This is a genomic window from Verrucomicrobiia bacterium, assembly GCA_035765895.1.
Classification (GTDB): domain Bacteria; phylum Verrucomicrobiota; class Verrucomicrobiia; order Limisphaerales; family DSYF01; genus DSYF01.
Window position 1 is genome coordinate 73,557 of the sequence record DASTWL010000016.1, and the last position, 17,742, is coordinate 91,298.

Here is a 17,742-nt window from a genome sequence, read left to right on the forward strand (position 1 = left end):
TCCGCTTGCGCTTGGAGCGTCGTTCAAGATTGATTCTTCCGCCGGGGTTCGCCTACGCTGTTGGGGATGAATCCCCAACCACAGCCGCGTTGGCATCATGTCTGAACTCGAAGTTCACGGTGACATCACCCGCGTTCTGGAATCGATCGACCCGCAGGGCGCCCCTTCCGAGCAACTGCTGCCGCTGGTCTATGACGAGTTGCGGCGCCTCGCTGCGGCCCGCATCTCGAACGAGCTGCCGGGGCAGACGTTGCAACCCACCGCGCTGGTCCACGAAGCATGGCTGCGGCTGGTGGATGGCAACGACAAGGTGTGGCGCAGTCGTGGGCATTTCTTTGGCGCCGCCGCGCAGGCCATGCGGCGCATCCTGATTGAACGCGCCCGGCGCAAGATGAGTTCCAAGCGCGGCGGCCGGGCGGAACACGTTGACATCGGGGAGGTGGACATTGCCGACCACCTGCCTGACGAGCGGATTCTGTTGATCGATGAAGCGCTGAAGCGATTGGAGGAGAAGGATGCCGAGCTGGGCCGCGTTGTTACACTGAAGTTCTTCGGCGGACTGACGAATGCCGAAGTGGGCGAACTGCTGGGAGTCACCGAACGCACGGTGCACAACAAGTGGACCTTCGCCAAGGCCTGGTTGCTGGAGAGCCTGCTGGCGGAAACCACGCCGCCGCCCCCGTGAACCGTCGGGCTGGCTTCTGCTTTTGCCAGCCGATTGCGCACTGAATATTGCCGGCTTGGCACGAACCATGGACGGGAAAACCACCAGAGAACAATCGCTCTTCGAGTCCGCGCTCGCCCAGGCAGCCGGGGCCGCGCGCGAGGCCTATTTGCGGGAGGCTTGCAATGGCGATGTGGCACTGCATCTCCGGTTGACCCGGCTGCTGGCGGCGCACACGCGCACCGAGGGGTTCTTTCCCGAATGCGCCTCGCAGTGGTTGGGTGTGGATCGGGCGGAAATCCGGCAATGGACCACCAACGACCCGGCGTCTCTGGGCGAAACGCTCGGCCAGTGCGTGGGCCGTTACCAGTTGCTCAAGCAGCTCGGCGAAGGCGGCTGTGGCATCGTCTATCTGGCCCAGCAACAAGAGCCGGTCCAACGCCTCGTCGCGTTGAAAATCATCAAACTTGGGATGGACACCAGGAGCGTCATCGCCCGGTTTGACGCGGAACGACAGGCGCTCGCCCTGATGGATCATCCGAACATCGCCAAGGTGCTCGATGCCGGCGCGACGGAAACCGGCCGGCCCTATTTTGTGATGGAGCTGGTGCAGGGGGTGAAAATCACGAGCTACTGTGACGAGAATCACTTGGGAGCGCGGGAGCGGCTGGATTTGTTTGTGCGCGTTTGTCACGCCATCCAGCATGCCCACCAGAAGGGCGTGATTCATCGGGACATCAAGCCTTCCAACATCTTGATCGCCCGCCACGATGGCCTCCCGGTGCCCAAAGTCATTGATTTCGGCATCGCCAAGGCCATTTCCGGGCGGCTGGTGGACGATGCGGCGGTCACGATGCAGGGGCAGTTTATTGGCACGCCCGCTTACATGAGCCCCGAACAGGCGGAGATGAGCGGGCTGGATGTCGATACGCGCAGCGACATTTATTCGCTCGGGGTGCTGCTTTACGAATTGCTCACCGGCCGGCCGCCGTTTGACCAGAAGGAACTGGTCGGCGCGGGGCTGGACAAGATGCGTCAGACCATTCGCGAAGCCGATCCGCTGCGGCCTTCCTTGTTGTTGACCTCCATGACGAGCACGAAGCTGGCTTTGACCGCCAGCCTGCGTCGGGAAGCGCCACCCCGGCTCATCAGTTCCCTCAAGGGCGACCTGGACTGGATCGTCATGAAGGCGCTGGAGAAGGACCGGCAGCGCCGCTACGAAACCGCCAACGCGCTGGCGTTTGACGTCCGCCGCTTCCTCAACAATGAACCCGTTCTGGCCCGCCCGCCGAGCCGCCTGTATCGGCTCAAGAAGCTGATCCAACGCAACAAGGGTGTTTACGCTTCGGGAACGGCCGCCGTGCTTTCCCTGATGGTCGGGCTGGGCGTTGCCACGCATTCGTTCATCAAGGAACGGGAGGCCCGCCTCGAACAGGCGCGTCTGCGTCAAAAGGCCGAGGAGGCCCGCATCGAGGCGGAGCGGGCCCGGGCGAACGAAACCCAGTTGCGCAAGGAGGCGGAGGCGCGGGAGAAGGTCACCCAGGCCGCCGTCTTGTTGAGTCATGGTGACATGGAGGAGGCCGATGCGCTGGTTGACCTGGTGCCCCTGCCATTCTTTACGCCTTCCACCGAGGCGGCTTCCGTCTTTCGCGAACTGGGCAACTGGAATGTGCTGCAGGGGAGATGGCCCCAGGCGGCCAATCGCTATCTCGTGCTGATTCAGGTGAATCATGTGGATCAGGCGGACCAAACCACGCAGACGACCTTTGATTTGCTGACGGCGGCGCCGCTGCTGATTGAATCGGGCGACCTGGACGCCTACCGGCGCATCCGACTTCTGGTGATGGCGCGCATGGAGGGGTCTTCGTATGCCTTGGCATGCGAGCAGTTGTTGAAGACCAGCCTGCTGCTGCCCGCTGATGATGCCACCATGAAAGGATTGGAACCCTTCGCCCGGGTCATCGCCAATTCCATGGTCAATTACAGTCCGCGCGAGAACGGCGGCTGGTATCTCGCCGCGTGGCGGACCCTGGCCTTGGGCCTGTGGGAATACCGGCGCGGCAACGATGACGCCTGTCTGGAATGGTTGGAGAAATGTTCCAGTTACCCCGATCATTCACAATCCTGTGTGGCCGCCGCGCATATCATCCGGAGCATGGCCACCCGTCGATTGGGCAAGGTTGAACTGGCGGATGCCGAACTGAAGCAGGGCCGGGAAATGGTGGACGACTATTTCAGCCGGAAGCTCGAGTTGGGCAATGACCAGACTGGCAGAGTGGGCGGCTGGATCATGAATCCGATATTTCTGCGGGAAGCCGAGCGTCTCGTCTCTCCCGCCAATCCAAACCCGCAATAGATCTATTCCCATTGATGAGCCTCAGCCTCTCAAAACCCCGGCTGCTGGGCCTGGCCTGCGGCGTCGCGCTGGTGATGCCATGGAACCCGCCGTCCGTTTGCGGTGCTTCCGGGCCGGACGTCAGGCCCAACGTCCTGTTCATTTCCGTGGATGACATGAACAACGACCTTGGCTGTTGTGGCAACGCGCAGGTCAAGTCGCCCAACATCGACCGGTTGGCGGCCGCCGGCACGGTGTTCACCCGGGCCTATTGCCAGTTTCCCTTGTGCAGTCCCAGCCGGTCCTCGGTGCTGACCGGCCTGCGTCCGGATACGACGCGCGTTTTCGATCTGCAATATCATTTCCGGCAGGGGCTGCCGGACGTGGTGACCTTGCCACAACTGTTCATGAAGAACGGTTACAGCTACGTCGCCCGGGTCGGCAAAATTTATCATTACGGCAATCCCGGCGACATCGGCACGGACGGCCTGGACGACCGCGCCTCGTGGATGGAACGTTTCAATCCCGCGGGCCGCGACAAAACCGCGCTGGAATTGGACCTGATGAACTACACGCCAAAACGCGGGCTCGGCGCCGCCATGGCCTTTCTGGCCGATCCGACCGGCAGCGACGACGAGCACACCGACGGCAAGGTGGCCGCACGGGCGATCCAGATGATGGAGACGCACCGGGGCGAACCGTTCTTCATCGCGGTCGGCTTCTACAAACCGCACTGTCCGTGGATCACGCCCCGGAAGTATTTCGACCTTTACGCGACGAACGACATCACGCTGCCAAAAATCTCCGCCGCGACGGAACACGACTATCCACCGCTGGCGCTGGCTTCGACCCGTCCGTGGCCTTACTTCGGGGTCAGCCCGGAGCACGCGCTGGAATGCAAGCGGGCCTATTTCGCGGCCATCTCGTTCGTGGACGCGCAGGTGGGCAAGGTGCTCGATGCGGTGGACCGGCTCGGGCTGCGGGATAAAACCATCATCGTATTCTGGAGCGATCACGGCTACCAACTGGGCGAACACGGACTGTGGTTCAAACAATCCTGCTTCGAGGAATCCGCCCGCGCGCCGTTGATCATTTCGTTGCCCCATCAGAAAACCGCCGGCCGGTCATGCCCGCGCCTCGTGGAGTTGCTCGACATCTATCCGACGCTGGCGGATCTGGCCGGCGTTACGCCGCCCGCCGGGTTGGCCGGCCGGAGCCTGCGTCCCTTGTTGAACAATCCGGAGGCTGCGTGGGATCACCCGGCCTTCACACAGGTGCAACGCGGCAAGGTTCCCGGCTACAGCATCCGCACGGAGCGCTGGCGTTATACCGAGTGGGACCGCGGCGCCAAAGGCGTCGAACTTTACGACGAGGCGGCGGATCCCCAGGAGCTGAAGAATCTCGCCCGGGAGTCTGAATATGCGGATGTGTGTGCCCAGCTGAAGGCGCAGCTCCGCGCCTGTCATCCCAAAGTCGTCTCCGGCGGGCGGGCTGAACCGGGCACGAAGAAAAAATTTAGCAATTAAACTGGGTCCCAAGCCCGGCGAAACCGGCCGGCCAGGCCCCGGCCTAAGCTCGTTCATTTCGGCGAGGTCAAGGCGATGTTGCCTTGGTGGCCATAGGAAAAATTCGCCGGCTTCGCCAACAATCCTTTACCGGCTCCACATCAATGCTAATTTCCCGCCGCCTTTGGGTCGTGGCTCCGCCTTTCGTTAATTTGGGCTCTCAACACACCCGGTGGTCAACATGGCCCGCGCCGTTTTGCCACACTTTTTGGGCATTATCTGCATCCTTTATGAATCGGCGTGAGAAGCATGAGGGGTTTGCGGGGCAGCGACTGGTGGTGGTGCCGCGGCCGGTGCTGGCCCGGGCATTGCCGAATCCGTTGCTCCGGAATTTGCTGCCCACGGACGCGGGCTATTATCCCAAGGCGGTCGGCCATACCTGCTCCCGGGAGCGCGGGTGTCCGGAAACCATTTTCATCTACTGCGCCGAAGGGACGGGCTGGTGCGAAATCGCCGGCTGCCGGCACGAGGTGGCCCGGAACCAGTTGCTGGTGATTCCCGCCAACACGCCGCATGTCTATGGCGCGGGAGCCAAATCGCCCTGGACGATTCATTGGTTTCACGCGGTGGGTTCCAACGTGCCGGTGTATCTCGAGCGGCTGGGGGTGACGCGGGAGAATCCGGTGGTGCCGCTGGGCGGGGACGTGCAATTGTTTTCGTTGTTTGAGGATGTTTTGGAGGGGCTGGAGCATGGCTCCACGTTGACGCACCTGATCTACGCTGCGCACTCGTTGACGCACCTGATGGGGTTGATTCTGCGGCACAAGGAGGAGTTCGGTTACGGGGAAGCGGACGTGCCGGCGCGCGTGGCCAAGTGCATCGAATTCATGAAGGGGCATTTGCGGGAGCCGTTGACGGTGGCCACACTGGCCGCGCTCGTGAATCTGTCCCGCTCGCATTTCACCACCACGTTCCGGCGCGTGACGGGCTACGCGCCGCTGAGTTACCTCAATCATCTGCGCATGCAGCGCGCCGTGCAGTTGTTGAACACCACCGGTTTGTCCATCAAACAGATCAGCGAGCAGCTCGGCTTTTCGGACCAGTTCTACTTTTCCCGCGCCTTCCGCAAGCTGCACAACCATTCGCCTTCGGAGCATCGGCAGCGCTACGGCGTCTAGCGGGTGCGCCTTCCAACCCTTTCAGAGCGCGGGCGGGCCGTTGCAATTGGCCCGGGCCTTGGGCAGCCTTGCGGCAGACGTTTTCCATGCAAAGGCGCAACCATCGAATCGGCCGGCCGCACGTGGCGTTGCTCATCGAGTCGTCGCGGGCCTACGGGCGGGGGGTGCTGACGGGCATCGCGAAATACGTGCGCGAACACGGGCCCTGGTCCATTTCGTTCGAGGAGCACGGGCTTTGTGACGATGTGCCGCAGTGGCTCAACGAGTGGCGGGGCAATGGCATCATCACGCGGCTGGAAAACCAGGCCATGGTCGAGGTGGTCCGCCGGCTGAATGTGCCGACCGTTTATCTGCGCAATCTCCCGCAGCAAATCCAGGCGCCGTGCGTGTTGACCGACAATGCCGCGACGGCGCGTCATGCCTTCGAACATTTGCGCGAGCGTGGCTTCCGGCATTTTGCCTTCTGCGGTTACGACGGCGCCGATTATTCGGATGAACGCCGGCAGGCGTTTGTGGCACTCGTCGAGCAGTTGGGCCGGCCGTGCCACGTGTTCAACAGTCCGCCCTCGGCCGCCTACGGGAGCACCGTGGAGTTTGAGAGCGAAGGGCTCAAGGATGGCAACCGCGTCGCGCGGTGGATTCAGGAACTGCCGAAGCCGGTCGGTTTGATGGCGTGCAACGATTCCCGCGGCCGGCAGGTTCTCGACGCGTGCCGCGCGGTGGGCGTCGGCGTGCCCGACGAGGTGGGCGTGCTGGGGGTGGACAACGATGAAATGCTTTGCGACCTGTCGGCCCCGCCGCTCTCCAGCGTGGTGCCAAACACCGAGCGGATCGGGATTGAGGCGGCGGCGTTGCTGGACCAGATGATGGCCGGGCAGAAGCCGTTGGCGCGTTTGATTCTGGTTGAGCCGCGCGCGGTCGTGGTCCGGCAATCCACCGAGGTGCTGGCCGTGGAAGACCGGCAAATCGCGGCCGCGGCCCGTTTCATCCGGGAACACGCCTGCGAAGGCATTGATGTGCGCGACGTGGTCAAGGCGGTGGCGCTCTCGCGCAGCACGCTGGAACGGCGGTTCTCCAAGGCGCTGGGCCGTTCGCCGAAGGAGGAGATTTTGCGCGTCCGGCTGAACAGCGCCAAACAGCTCCTGGCGGACACCAGTTCCTCGTTGGAATTCATCGCCGAAAAAATCGGTCTGGCGCACACCGAATACCTCAGCCGCATCTTCAAGAAAAAGACCGGCCTGACCCCCTCGCAATATCGTGCGCACACCAGTGTCAGGGATGTTGCCGTGCGGCGGCCGGCCTGACCGTTGCCGAAAAAGGTCAATTTGTTTCCGCGAAAGTCCCTTGCATCCGCACAGCCGCGAATTGCTACACTGGAGGCTGAACATGTCCCGCTTTGCCAGGCCGGTCGAGATCCACACAGTGGATTCGATTAATTGTCCATGGATGGCACGTAAAATCGCGACTTGGTGCGGCTGTGGTGAATTGTTGTCCGGTAATGGGCGGTCAATTGTCCATAGCCTCCCGCGAAACGTCCATTCCGATGGTCTCCGGCGCATGGCAGAGTGGCGACGTGCCACATGACTCATTAACTCAAACCTGACCCCACATGAAGACTCCGATGCGACCGTTCAGTTCCCCGAAGTGCCGCGGCCAATCCCCCACGGCCGTCATAGCCGGCCTGGCCACGCTGATGGCTGGCCTGGCCGGCGCTCCCATTGCCGGCGCGGCGACGATTCAATGGCAGGGGCAGCCTGGCGTCTCGGCAACGCTCAACTGGTCGGATGCGGCGAACTGGACGTCGCCTTCGCAGACCTACTACAACCAGGTTCAATTCAGCGGCGCCGGCACGAACGCCAACGGCAATTTCACCGTCAACACCGTCCTCGACAGCGCGTCGGCCGCCGCGCAGATGCCCATCTGGCAGCTCGATTTCCGGAACACCGGCGGCAACTACGTGACGCTCATCAATCCGGGGGTGACGCTGCAGGTGGATGCGGGCAACGGCTGGATGACGGTGGGGGCACCGGGCACGCCCGCCAACGCTGTCGAAGTCATCAAGTTCACCGGCCCCGGTGCGGCGATGAATTTGCAGGGTGGCTGGCTGACGGTGGGGCAGAGCGCGGCGGCACCCGGCAACCACAATGTCACGCTGGATCTGTCCGAACTCGACAATTTCCAGAAGACCGGCGACCGCCTGCTCGTGGCGGCCACGGGCAATCATGGCCACGGCGCGCTGTATCTGGCGAAGACGAACGTCATCAACCTGAACAACGACATCACGATTTGCTGGCAGGGCAGCACCAGCAACTCGCTGCCGTGCGCGCTGTATCTGGGCGCGGCCAACACGATCAACACGGGCAACAACAATAACAACCTCATCGTCGGCCAGAGCGGCGGCACCAACGCCATCTTCGCGTTCAACCCGGCCATCACCAACACCCTGCCCGCGCCCACGGCAACCATTGGCGGCTCGGCCACCGGCGGCCGTGGCAATCTGCAAATCGCCGCAAATGGCGGCTCGCCGAATGCGCCCGCCTACGGCATTTGTGATTTTTCCGGTGGCCAGGTGACGATGTGGGAGGACTTGATTCAGCTCGGCCAGGGCGGTGACACAACCGTGGCCGGTGCCCTGGGGGTGTTGAGCTTTGACAATGGTTCCATCAACGCCAACACCGTCGTGGTGGGCAACCAAACAGCCAGTGGCGGCGGCGCGGGCGCGGGCGTCATCAATGTCGGCACCAACGCCGTGCAGGCCGCGAACGCCACATTGACCGTGAACAACAGCCTGACGCTGGCTGCCGTGACAGGAACGGCGGTGGCGGGCAGCGCGGGCACGCTCAACATCGACGGCGGCGTGGTGAATGCCGACACCATCATCAGCGGCGGCGGCGTGGCCACCATCAACGTCAACAGCGGTGTGCTGGCCACCAAGACGGCCGGCACTTCGGCCAGTCCCGTGAATGCGCTGGCGCTCAGCAATTCCCGGCTGCAGGTCAAGCTTGCCTCGGCCAGTTCAACCAATGTCGTGACCGGCACGCTGACGGCCGGCGGCGCCACGAACTGGATTGACGTGCTCTCGTTGCCTTCCATCGCGAGCTATCCGTTCCAGGTCCCCATCGTCAGCTACGGCGGCGCAATTGGCGGGACCGGCTTCAACTTCGGTCTCGGCACCGTGCCACCGCTGGCGGTCGGCTACATTTCCAACAACACGGCGAACGGGACGATTGATCTCGTGCTGACCGACGGCCCGCGCACGATGCGCTGGACCGGCGCGAACAGCGGTGACTGGAACACAACGACCGCAAACTGGTTTGCAGGCGCGCCGATCGCCTACAGCGACGGCTCGTTTGTGAGTTTCCTGGATGGCGCCACGACCACCGCGGTCAATCTGACGGCGGCCTTCGCGCCGGGCAGCGTGACGGTGAGCAACACAAGTCCGGATTACATCTTCACCGGCAGCGGCTATCTCACGGGGCCCAACGGGCTTGTGAAGGACGGTTCGGGCAAGCTCGTGCTCGACAACACCGGGGTGAACGACTACGCGGGCATAACGACCATCAGCGCGGGAACCCTGCAAGTTGGCAACAACGACAGCGCCGGCAACCTGCCGGCGGATGGCAGCGTCAACAACAGCGGGACGCTCGCCTTCGTGCGCAACGACAGCCTTGCCATCAACAACGTCATTTCCGGAGCGGGGCAACTGGTGCAGTCCGGTGGTGCCGTGCTGACATTGAGCGGCGCCAACACCTTTACGGGCTCAGTGCTGGTGACCAATGGCAGCATATTGCAGGTCGGCAACGCCACGGCGTTGGGCACGGGCGCTGGTGCCACGGTTGTGGCGGCCGGTTCGACGCTCGATTTCAACGGCTATTACCTCAACGCGGAGCCCATTGTTCTCTCCGGCTCCGGCGTGGGCGGCGGCGGTGCCATCGTCAACAGCGGCGGCGCGGTTTATGGCCTCTCCGCGAGCCTGACGCTGGCCGGCGACACGACCTTCGGCATTGCGAACCGCTGGGATCTGGATGGTTCCGCAGGCGGTGCGTTGAACAGCGGCGGCCAGCCTTATGATGTGACGTTTGTGGGCAACGGCTATTTCCAGTGGAAGCGGCTCGCGGTCGATCCGGCACTGGCGGATATCAATGTCACGGCCGGCATGAACTTCGGGGTCATTGGCTCCACCACGCTCGGCAATCCAACCAACACGCTGGCCCTGGCCGCCGGTTCGCAACTCACGTTCTATGCCGACGACACCGGCGTGACCGTGAACAAGCGCGTAGTGTTCAACGACGGCGCCAAGATTGCCAACGGCTGGTGGTGGAACAGCATCACCGGGCCCATTGTGCTGACCAATTCCTCCGGCGGCGGCTATTGCGAAGTGGAGAACAACAGCGACCCGCTGACCTTCAGCGGTGAGTTGACGGGCGACGGCATCATTTACAAGACGGGCACGGGGCAGTTGATCTTGGGGGGCAACAGTCCCGCCTTCGCGGGCGGCGCGTATATTCTGGGCGGCAGTGTGACCGTGAACGGCCCGTTGCGGAACGCCCTGGGCATCACGCTGACCACCGGTCAATTGAATCTGAACGCTGCGCTCACGGGCAGCGGCGGCATCACCAATTACGGCGGAACCACGGTGGCCGGCACCGGCAGCACCACCGGCAGTGTTGACCTGGGCGGCTCGTTGCTGCCTGGCGGCAATGGCACTGTTGGCACCTTGACCACGGGCGATCTGACGTTGGAAGGCGGCGGCATGATCACCAGCGACCTTGGCGCGGTGGCGACCGGCAGCAACGATCTGGTGCAGGTCAACGGCAATCTCACCGCCAACGGCAACACGCTGTATGTCAACCCGGTTGGCGGCACGTTGGAGAACGGCCGCGCTTACACGCTCATCACCTACACCGGCACGCTGAGCGGCTCGTTTGCGGACGTGATGACGGTCTCGCCCTCCGCCTACACCTTCCAGCTGACCAACGTCACGACCACCACGCCCAAGAAGATTCAGGTGATTGTCACGGGTGGCCAACCGTCCGTGCTGGGGTGGAACAACGCTTCCGGCAGTGGGGAATGGGACACCCAAGCCTCGCCCAACTGGACGAACTGGGTGAGCCACGTTTCGCCGGACCTCTTCTACGCGTATGACGTGGTGATGTTCGACGACTCGATCACCAATTCACCCTGGCCCACGACCACCGTTGATGTGGCGAGCGGTCAGTCGGTTCAACCCAGCGCCATCACGAACAATTCGACCGTTGATTACACGATCACCGGCGACGGCGAGATCAGTGGCGTGGCCAGCCTGACCAAGCGCGGCAGCAGCACGCTGACGCTGGATGTGGCGGGCAGTTTCACCGGCCCGGTCAACATCAGCGGCGGCACGCTCAAGACCACCAAATCGGCGCTGGGTTCGGTCTCTGCCATCACGGTCACCAACAACGCGACGCTCGACTTCGGCGGTGTCACACTGGGCGGCGCCAGGCCGGTGACGGTTTCGGGCACGGGCGCCACGGGCGCCGGCGCGCTGGTCAACAGTGGTGGCGACATTTACGGAAATGTGCTGAAGATCACGCTTGCGGGTGACGCGACACTGGGCGGCAGCGGCCGCTGGGATCTGGGCAGCGGCTCGAGCCTCGCGGGTCCGCACAAGGCCACGCTCGCGCGCGCCACGAGCGATGGTTATGGCGAATGGGACTCCGTCGCTGTCTCGAATGACGTGACGGAAATCGAGCTGGCCGTCGGCAAGCTGGGTCTCAAGAACATGACGACCAGCTTCGTCAATCCGGCCACGCTGCTGACCGTAAACACCAACTGCGAACTCACGTTCTGGAGCGGCGGGCTGAACAGCAGCCTGCATGTCCGCAACAACGGCCGGGTCAACCTGTGGACCGCCCCGGCGCCGTTTACGGGCAGCAATCTCATTCTCGACGAGGGGGCCTTGTGGTATGCGTGGTCCGGCAGCGGCGATCAAACCTACGGCTGCGCGGTGACGCTCAACGGTGTGGCGCATCTCTTGATTGGCGACCAAAACCGGATTTACACCAACGTCATCAGCGGCCCCGGCGGCCTGCTCATCGAGAACTGGAATCACCAGATGGTGCTTTCGGCCGTGAACACCTACACCGGGCCGACAATCATCGCCAACGGACCGCAGATCGCGCTGACCGGCAATGGCGCCATCGCAAACAGCGCACTGATCTTCTTCGGTGGCGGCAGCGCGACGGGCGTTCACATTGATGCCACCGGGCGCGCCGACCGGACGCTCACGCTGGCAAGCGGACAGACCTTGGCGGGCATCGGCGCGGTGGCCGGCCAGTTGGCAGTGGTCCCCGGCGCCACCGTGAGTCCGGCCGGCACCAACACGACGCTGGGCATCACGACCGGCGCGAATCCGCTCGGCACGCTCTCCGCCAGCAGCAACATTGTTCTGAACGGCACGGCGGTCATGAAGTTGAACGGTTCCGGCACGAACGACGTCATTCAAGCGGGCGGCAACCTCAGCTACGGCGGCACCTTGAACCTGGTCAACCTTGGCGCCGCGCCGCTGGCTGCGGGAGATGCCTACAAGCTCTTCAAAGCGGCGGGAACTTACACCGGCGCTTTCGCCAGCCTGGTCCCGGCCACGCCCGGCGACGGACTGTTGTGGGATACGAACAGCCTGGCCGTGGACGGCACGCTCAAAGTCATCAATGCCGCGCCGGCCCAGCCCGGCATCGCCAGTGTCACCGTCGCTGGCGGCAATGTCATTCTGTCGGGCACGAATGGTCCGGCGGACGGCACCTACTACGTGTTGACCAGCACGAATGTCGCGCTCGCGTTGACCAACTGGACGGCGCTGGCGACGAATCAGTTCAGCGGCACGGGCACGTTCAGTTTCACGAACGCGGTCAATGCCGGCGAGCCGCAGCGGTTTTACCTGCTCCAAGTGCCGTGATTAAACCTGGTGAGACGTCGTTTGTTTTCGTCAGAGAAGCCGCTGAGCCGGTTTTCCGCCCGGCTCAGCGGTGGTGAAGGCGAACAAACCCCAGCCCTGATTGCCTTAGAAAGAAAAAATGATTCCGAGAGCCAACAAACAGTCTTCCGTTCGCGCCGCCGCGTTTACCTTGATCGAACTGCTGGTGGTCATTGCCATCATCGCCATTCTGGCGGCGATGCTGCTGCCCGCGTTGTCCAAGGCAAAGCTGAAGGCGCAGCAGATCAATTGCGTCAGCAATCTCAAGCAGTTGACGCTTGCCGGGCAGATGTATGTCGAGGAGACGCGTCAATGGGTCGGGCCGGTCAGCGGCGATCCCACGTTGAGTGGCGGGGATTGGATGGCCGCGATGCTCGCCTACTATGGCAATGCCACCAACGTGCTTATCTGTCCCTCGGCGCCCAATCGCGGCAACCCATCCGGCGTCGTGAATCCGGCGGGCGCGGCGGACCTTGCGTGGCATTGGACACTTTCCAATCCGGCCTACACTTCCAGCTATGGCTTCAACAAGTGGCTGAATTCCACGCCGACGCTTGCGCTCGGGAACGGGCTCGCGCATCCCGCGTGGTCGTTCACCAGGGAAACCTCCGTGCAAAAGCCAACGCTCACGCCGGTCTTCATGGACAGCGTCTGGATCAACTTTGACCCGCTGGAGACGGATCAGCCTGCGCGCAATCTTTACACGGGCGACAATGGCCAAAAGGAGGGCATGCCGCGGGTGACGGTGGCCCGGCACGGGTCCGGCGCCGCCGGGGCGGCGCCACGTTCCGTGCTGCCCGGGCAGAAGTTGACCGGCTCAATCGCTATTGGGTTCACCGATGGCCATGCCGAGGTCGTCAAGCTGGAGTCGCTCTGGAGCCTTTACTGGCACGTGGACTGGCAGCCACCGGCCATCCGTCCCCCATGAGGCTTGTGGTATTGCGTCCGTCTTTGTTCGCACTGGCACTGGCTCTGGCGGTCTCTGGATTCGCTGGTCCGTTGCCGCCGCCGGTGCAGTCCGGCAGCGTCGTCAAGATGACCAACGCCAACGTGCGGCTCGATTACGATCTCAGCACGGGGCGGGCGAACTTTTACTGGCAGAACGCGCTCAAAATTTCAGGCTTTTATGCCGGCTACGATCTTTATACGAACGATGTTCACATCAGTTACCTCACCGGCACGGCTTACAGCAACCGCACCTGGACGGTGAGCGGCAACACGGTGGAATTCACGCTGACCAAGTCGGGCCTGCCCGTGCTGAAGCAGATGTTTATTCTCGACCAGGACAACAGTTTTTTGACGCGCCTGACCGTGAGTGGCAGCCAGGTGCAATCCCGCTGGATGGGGCCGGTGGTGATGGACATCGTCGGCGGCGTGGACCTTGGCAGCGCCAACGACAATCGCGCGCTGACGGTGCCGTTCGACAATGACTCGTTCACGTTCAGTTACAACGCCATGCCGATCAACAACACGAGCCTGAGTTACGAGGTGGCCGCGTTCTACGACAATGCGACCCGCGCCGGCCTCGTCGTCGGCTCGGTGACGCATGATACGTGGAAGACCGGCATCTATTTCCAGGGCGCGAACAACAAGCTGAACGTCCTGAATGTCTTTGGCGGCGTCACGTCGTCCGATACGCGGGATGTGATGGAACATGGCCTGGTGACCGGCGACACGATCAGTTCGCCGACGGCGTTCGTGGGCTTCGGTCCCGATTGGCGGATCACGATGGAGGCTTACGCCGATGCGAACGCCGCCGTCGCGCCCAAGCTGGCGTGGGACGGCGGCGTGCCGTTTGGCTGGAACAGTTGGTATGCCTATGGCACCAGCGTGAGCTATTCCAACGCGGCGGCGGTCGCAAACTTCATCAAGAGCGACCTGCAAACGAATCATTTTCACGATCGCGGAGTCGTCTATGTGAACCTGGATTCGTTCTGGGACAATCTGAGTGACCCGCAGTTGACGCAGTTTGTGAACCTTTGCCACGGCAACGGCCAGAAAGCCGGCATTTACTGGACGCCGTTCGTTTTCTGGGGCACGCCGGCGCAGGGCACCAACTGGCAGATGACCGGCACGTCCTACCAGTGGAGCGACGCCTACCTGCGGACGAAGACCGGCGCCCCGCAAATCTGGGATGGTGGTGTGGCCCTTGACCCGACGCATCCCGGCTGGCGGCAGCTGGCAAATTACTACCTCAACTATTTCAAGAGCCGCGGTTTCGACTATCTCAAGCTGGATTTCCTGACGCACGGGGCGATGGAGGGCGTGCATTACGACACCAACGTGCTCACGGGCATTCAGGCCTACAACCAGGGCATGGCGCATCTGGTGGCGTTGAACAACGGACGCATGTTCCTCAGTGAATCCATCGCACCGATCTTTCCGTATCAATACGCCCATGCGCGGCGCATTTACTGCGACACCGCGGCCTCCATCAGTGACACGATGAACACAATGCAAGCCGTCACCTATGGCTGGTGGATCAATGGGCGCCTGTATTCGTTCAATGACCCGGATTTGATGCGCTTCTCCGGCGTGACGGCGAACGAGAATCAAAGCCGCCTCATCAACTGCGCCGTGGCGGGAACGGTTTTCCTCAACAGCGATGATCTGGCTTCCCCGGCGGGACAAAGCCTGGCGCGGACCTGTTTGACCAACGCCAGCATCAACGAAGTGGCGCGTGCGGGCGTTTCGTTCCGGCCCGTCGAAGGAAACACGGGGACGGCTGCCGCCGACGTGTTTGTCCGGCAGGACGGCCCGACATGGTATGTCGCGGTGTTCAATTACTCGACCTCCAGCACGGTAAAAAATTTGAACCTCGCCCGCCTGGGGATTTCGAGCAGCTACACAGCTTTGGATTTGTGGAGCGGCGCGACCACTTCGGTCAGCGGTGCAACGTGGAACGTGAGTCTGGGCGCGCGGCAGTCGAAACTGTTCCGGCTTGGTTCCGGCAATACCAGCGCCTCCGGGCCAACCAATCTGGCGCTGGTGGTTGGGAACCCGGCCACCTTCACGACGATGGCCGCCGGCACGCCACCCTTCACTTACACGTGGAAGAGGAATGGCGTCACGCTCGCGGGCGCGGATGAAAATTCCATCACCGTTTCATCCGTGTCGCTAAACGATGCCGGCGTCTATTCGGTGATCGTCTCCGGTCCCGATGGCACCGTGACCAACAGCGCGACGCTGGTGCTGCAATCTCCGCCCAATCTGGCCGCGGCCATCGTGGCGGACAAGTTGACGTTGAACTGGCCGGTCGGCTACACCGGTTGGCGTCTCCAATGTCAAACCAACGCGCTGGACACGGGCTTGGGCGCCGGTTGGTGGGACGTGCCGGATGCAATCATGACGAACCATTGGACGATTCCACTCGACGCGCCGTCGGCCAGCGTCTTCTTCCGGCTGGTTCATCCATAGCAAACGCAATCCACTGCATGATCACCGCAACGCAAACTGAAACCTTCCAGGCGCGGGCCGACTACAACCTCGGCTACGTCTGGCTCATCTCCGTCGTCGCGGCGATGGGTGGACTCCTCTTCGGCTGGGACTGGGTCGTCATCGGCGGCGCGAAGCCGTTTTTTCAGCGCTACTTTCACCTCACGAGCGAAGTGCAAATCGGCTGGGCCAACAGTTGCGCGCTGCTGGGCTGTCTGGTGGGGGCGTTGGTGGCGGGCGCGCTCAGCGACAAGTTTGGCCGCCGGCGACTGCTGCTGATCGCGGCGTTGCTGTTTGCGGTGACTTCGCTCGGCAACGCGCTGGCGCACAACTTCACCATCTTCATCGCGTGGCGCATGCTCGGCGGTGTTGCCATCGGCCTCGCGTCAAATTTGTCGCCGATGTATATCGCCGAGGTCGCTCCGGCCCAGATGCGCGGCAAGCTGGTTGCCATCAATCAGCTCACCATCGTCGTCGGCATTCTGCTCGCGCAATACCTCAACTGGTTTCTTGTGCGGAATCTGCCGGCGGGCGCGACGGACGAGTTCATTCGCAACTCGTGGTTTGGCCAGCAGGGCTGGCGCTGGATGTTTGGACTCACGGCGGCGCCCGCGCTGTTGTTCCTGCTCGGCACCATCTTCGTGCCCGAAAGCCCGCGCTGGCTGGCCAAGTATGGCAAAACCGAACGCGCCCGTTCCGTGCTGACGAAGATCGGCGGTCCGCGTTACGCCGACGAAGCCATCGCCGACATCAAGTCCACGCTCGCCGGCGAGGAAATTCAGCATGTGCGCTTCGCCGACCTGCTCGAGCCCGGGATGCGCAAGGTGCTTGTGCTGGGCATCGTGCTCGCCGTGTTCCAACAGTGGTGCGGCATCAACGTCATCTTCAATTACGCCGAGGAAATCTTCCGCGCCGCCGGCTATGACATCTCGAGCGTGCTCAAGAACATTGCTTGGACCGGTTCGGTGAATCTGGCGTTCACGTTCGTGGCACTTGGTGTCGTGGATCGCGGTGGACGTCGCCCGCTCATGTTGCTCGGCGCGGCCGGCCTCGCCGCCATCTACGTCGCGATGGGCTTCTGTTACGCCAGCGGTGTCAAAGGTCTGCCGATGTTGTTGCTGGTGCTCGCCGCCATCGGTTGCTACGCAATGTCACTCGCGCCCGTGACGTGGGTGGTCATCTCGGAGATTTTTCCCAACCGCATTCGTGGGGCGGCGATGGCGGTGGCGGTGTCCTCGCTCTGGATCGCCTGTTTCATCCTCACTTACACATTCCCGATTTTGAACGCGAAGCTCGGCTCCGCTGGAACCTTCTGGCTCTACGCGGCGATCTGCGTCGCCGGATTTTTCTTCATCAAACTCAAACTGCCCGAGACCAAGGGCAAGACGCTGGAACAGATTGAGCGCGAGTTGGTGGATTAATTTGGGAGAATTTGATCGAATGAAAATGCCACACACAGAGGCCGGGGCGCGGGCGGTGAAAAGCAGTTCCCAGGCGGCGAGTTCTGTTCAAGTGCGGGTCGAGGAGCTGGTGCTTCCCACATATCTCCCCGCTGCGCCGGACAAGAACCCGATGTTTTTGGAGAAGCGGGTGTATCAGGGGAGCAGCGGGCGGGTGTATCCGCTGCCGTTCACGGACCGCATTGCGGAGAAACCGGTCGATCGCAAATGGCG

Annotated in this window: 10 protein-coding genes; all 10 read left to right on the forward strand. The window is 62.6% G+C overall.

What is annotated here, in order from left to right; genetic code table 11:
• The first annotated feature begins 97 nt into the window (after positions 1-97).
• Positions 98-685 carry an ECF-type sigma factor gene (locus tag VFV96_04010; protein HEU5069562.1) on the forward strand — a complete coding sequence of 196 codons (588 nt, stop codon included), beginning with the start codon at positions 98-100 and terminating at the stop codon, positions 683-685.
• A gap of 55 nt (positions 686-740) precedes the next feature.
• Positions 741-3,020, forward strand: a complete 2,280-nt coding sequence (locus tag VFV96_04015) for a protein kinase (protein ID HEU5069563.1) — start codon at positions 741-743, stop codon at positions 3,018-3,020.
• A 14-nt stretch (positions 3,021-3,034) separates the two neighbouring features.
• A complete protein-coding gene (locus VFV96_04020; protein HEU5069564.1) occupies positions 3,035-4,525 on the forward strand; it encodes a sulfatase in 1,491 nt (496 codons plus the stop codon).
• 269 nt (positions 4,526-4,794) lie between these two features.
• A complete protein-coding gene (locus VFV96_04025) occupies positions 4,795-5,682 on the forward strand; it encodes an AraC family transcriptional regulator (protein HEU5069565.1) in 888 nt (295 codons plus the stop codon).
• Between the two features lie 86 nt (positions 5,683-5,768).
• Complete coding sequence (locus VFV96_04030) at positions 5,769-6,986, forward strand: DNA-binding transcriptional regulator (protein ID HEU5069566.1); 1,218 nt, start codon at positions 5,769-5,771, stop codon at positions 6,984-6,986.
• A 305-nt stretch (positions 6,987-7,291) separates the two neighbouring features.
• Positions 7,292-12,616: an autotransporter-associated beta strand repeat-containing protein gene (locus VFV96_04035; GenBank protein HEU5069567.1), complete on the forward strand. Its 5,325-nt coding sequence runs from the start codon at positions 7,292-7,294 to the stop codon at positions 12,614-12,616.
• A gap of 118 nt (positions 12,617-12,734) precedes the next feature.
• The gene (locus tag VFV96_04040) at positions 12,735-13,562 is read left to right on the forward strand and encodes a prepilin-type N-terminal cleavage/methylation domain-containing protein (GenBank protein HEU5069568.1); all 828 of its coding nucleotides are present in this window, start codon (positions 12,735-12,737) and stop codon (positions 13,560-13,562) included.
• A gap of 23 nt (positions 13,563-13,585) precedes the next feature.
• Complete coding sequence (locus VFV96_04045; GenBank protein ID HEU5069569.1) at positions 13,586-16,051, forward strand: immunoglobulin domain-containing protein; 2,466 nt, start codon at positions 13,586-13,588, stop codon at positions 16,049-16,051.
• A 17-nt stretch (positions 16,052-16,068) separates the two neighbouring features.
• Positions 16,069-17,490 (forward strand): sugar porter family MFS transporter, encoded by a 1,422-nt coding sequence (locus VFV96_04050; protein HEU5069570.1) that lies wholly within the window; start codon positions 16,069-16,071, stop codon positions 17,488-17,490.
• A 19-nt stretch (positions 17,491-17,509) separates the two neighbouring features.
• The coding region (locus VFV96_04055; protein HEU5069571.1) for a hypothetical protein at positions 17,510-17,742 on the forward strand (233 nt) is incomplete at its 3' end.

Excerpts from the sequence above, each read along its gene's own strand:
- VFV96_04050 (HEU5069570.1), top strand. The coding sequence starts at position 16,069 with ATGATCACCGCAACGCAAACTGAAACCTTCCAGGCGCGGGCCGACTAC.
- VFV96_04035 (HEU5069567.1), top strand. The coding sequence starts at position 7,292 with ATGAAGACTCCGATGCGACCGTTCAGTTCCCCGAAGTGCCGCGGCCAA.
- VFV96_04020 (HEU5069564.1), top strand. The coding sequence starts at position 3,035 with ATGAGCCTCAGCCTCTCAAAACCCCGGCTGCTGGGCCTGGCCTGCGGC.
- VFV96_04040 (HEU5069568.1), top strand. The coding sequence starts at position 12,735 with ATGATTCCGAGAGCCAACAAACAGTCTTCCGTTCGCGCCGCCGCGTTT.
- VFV96_04025 (HEU5069565.1), top strand. The coding sequence starts at position 4,795 with ATGAATCGGCGTGAGAAGCATGAGGGGTTTGCGGGGCAGCGACTGGTG.
- VFV96_04010 (HEU5069562.1), top strand. The coding sequence starts at position 98 with ATGTCTGAACTCGAAGTTCACGGTGACATCACCCGCGTTCTGGAATCG.
- VFV96_04030 (HEU5069566.1), top strand. The coding sequence starts at position 5,769 with ATGCAAAGGCGCAACCATCGAATCGGCCGGCCGCACGTGGCGTTGCTC.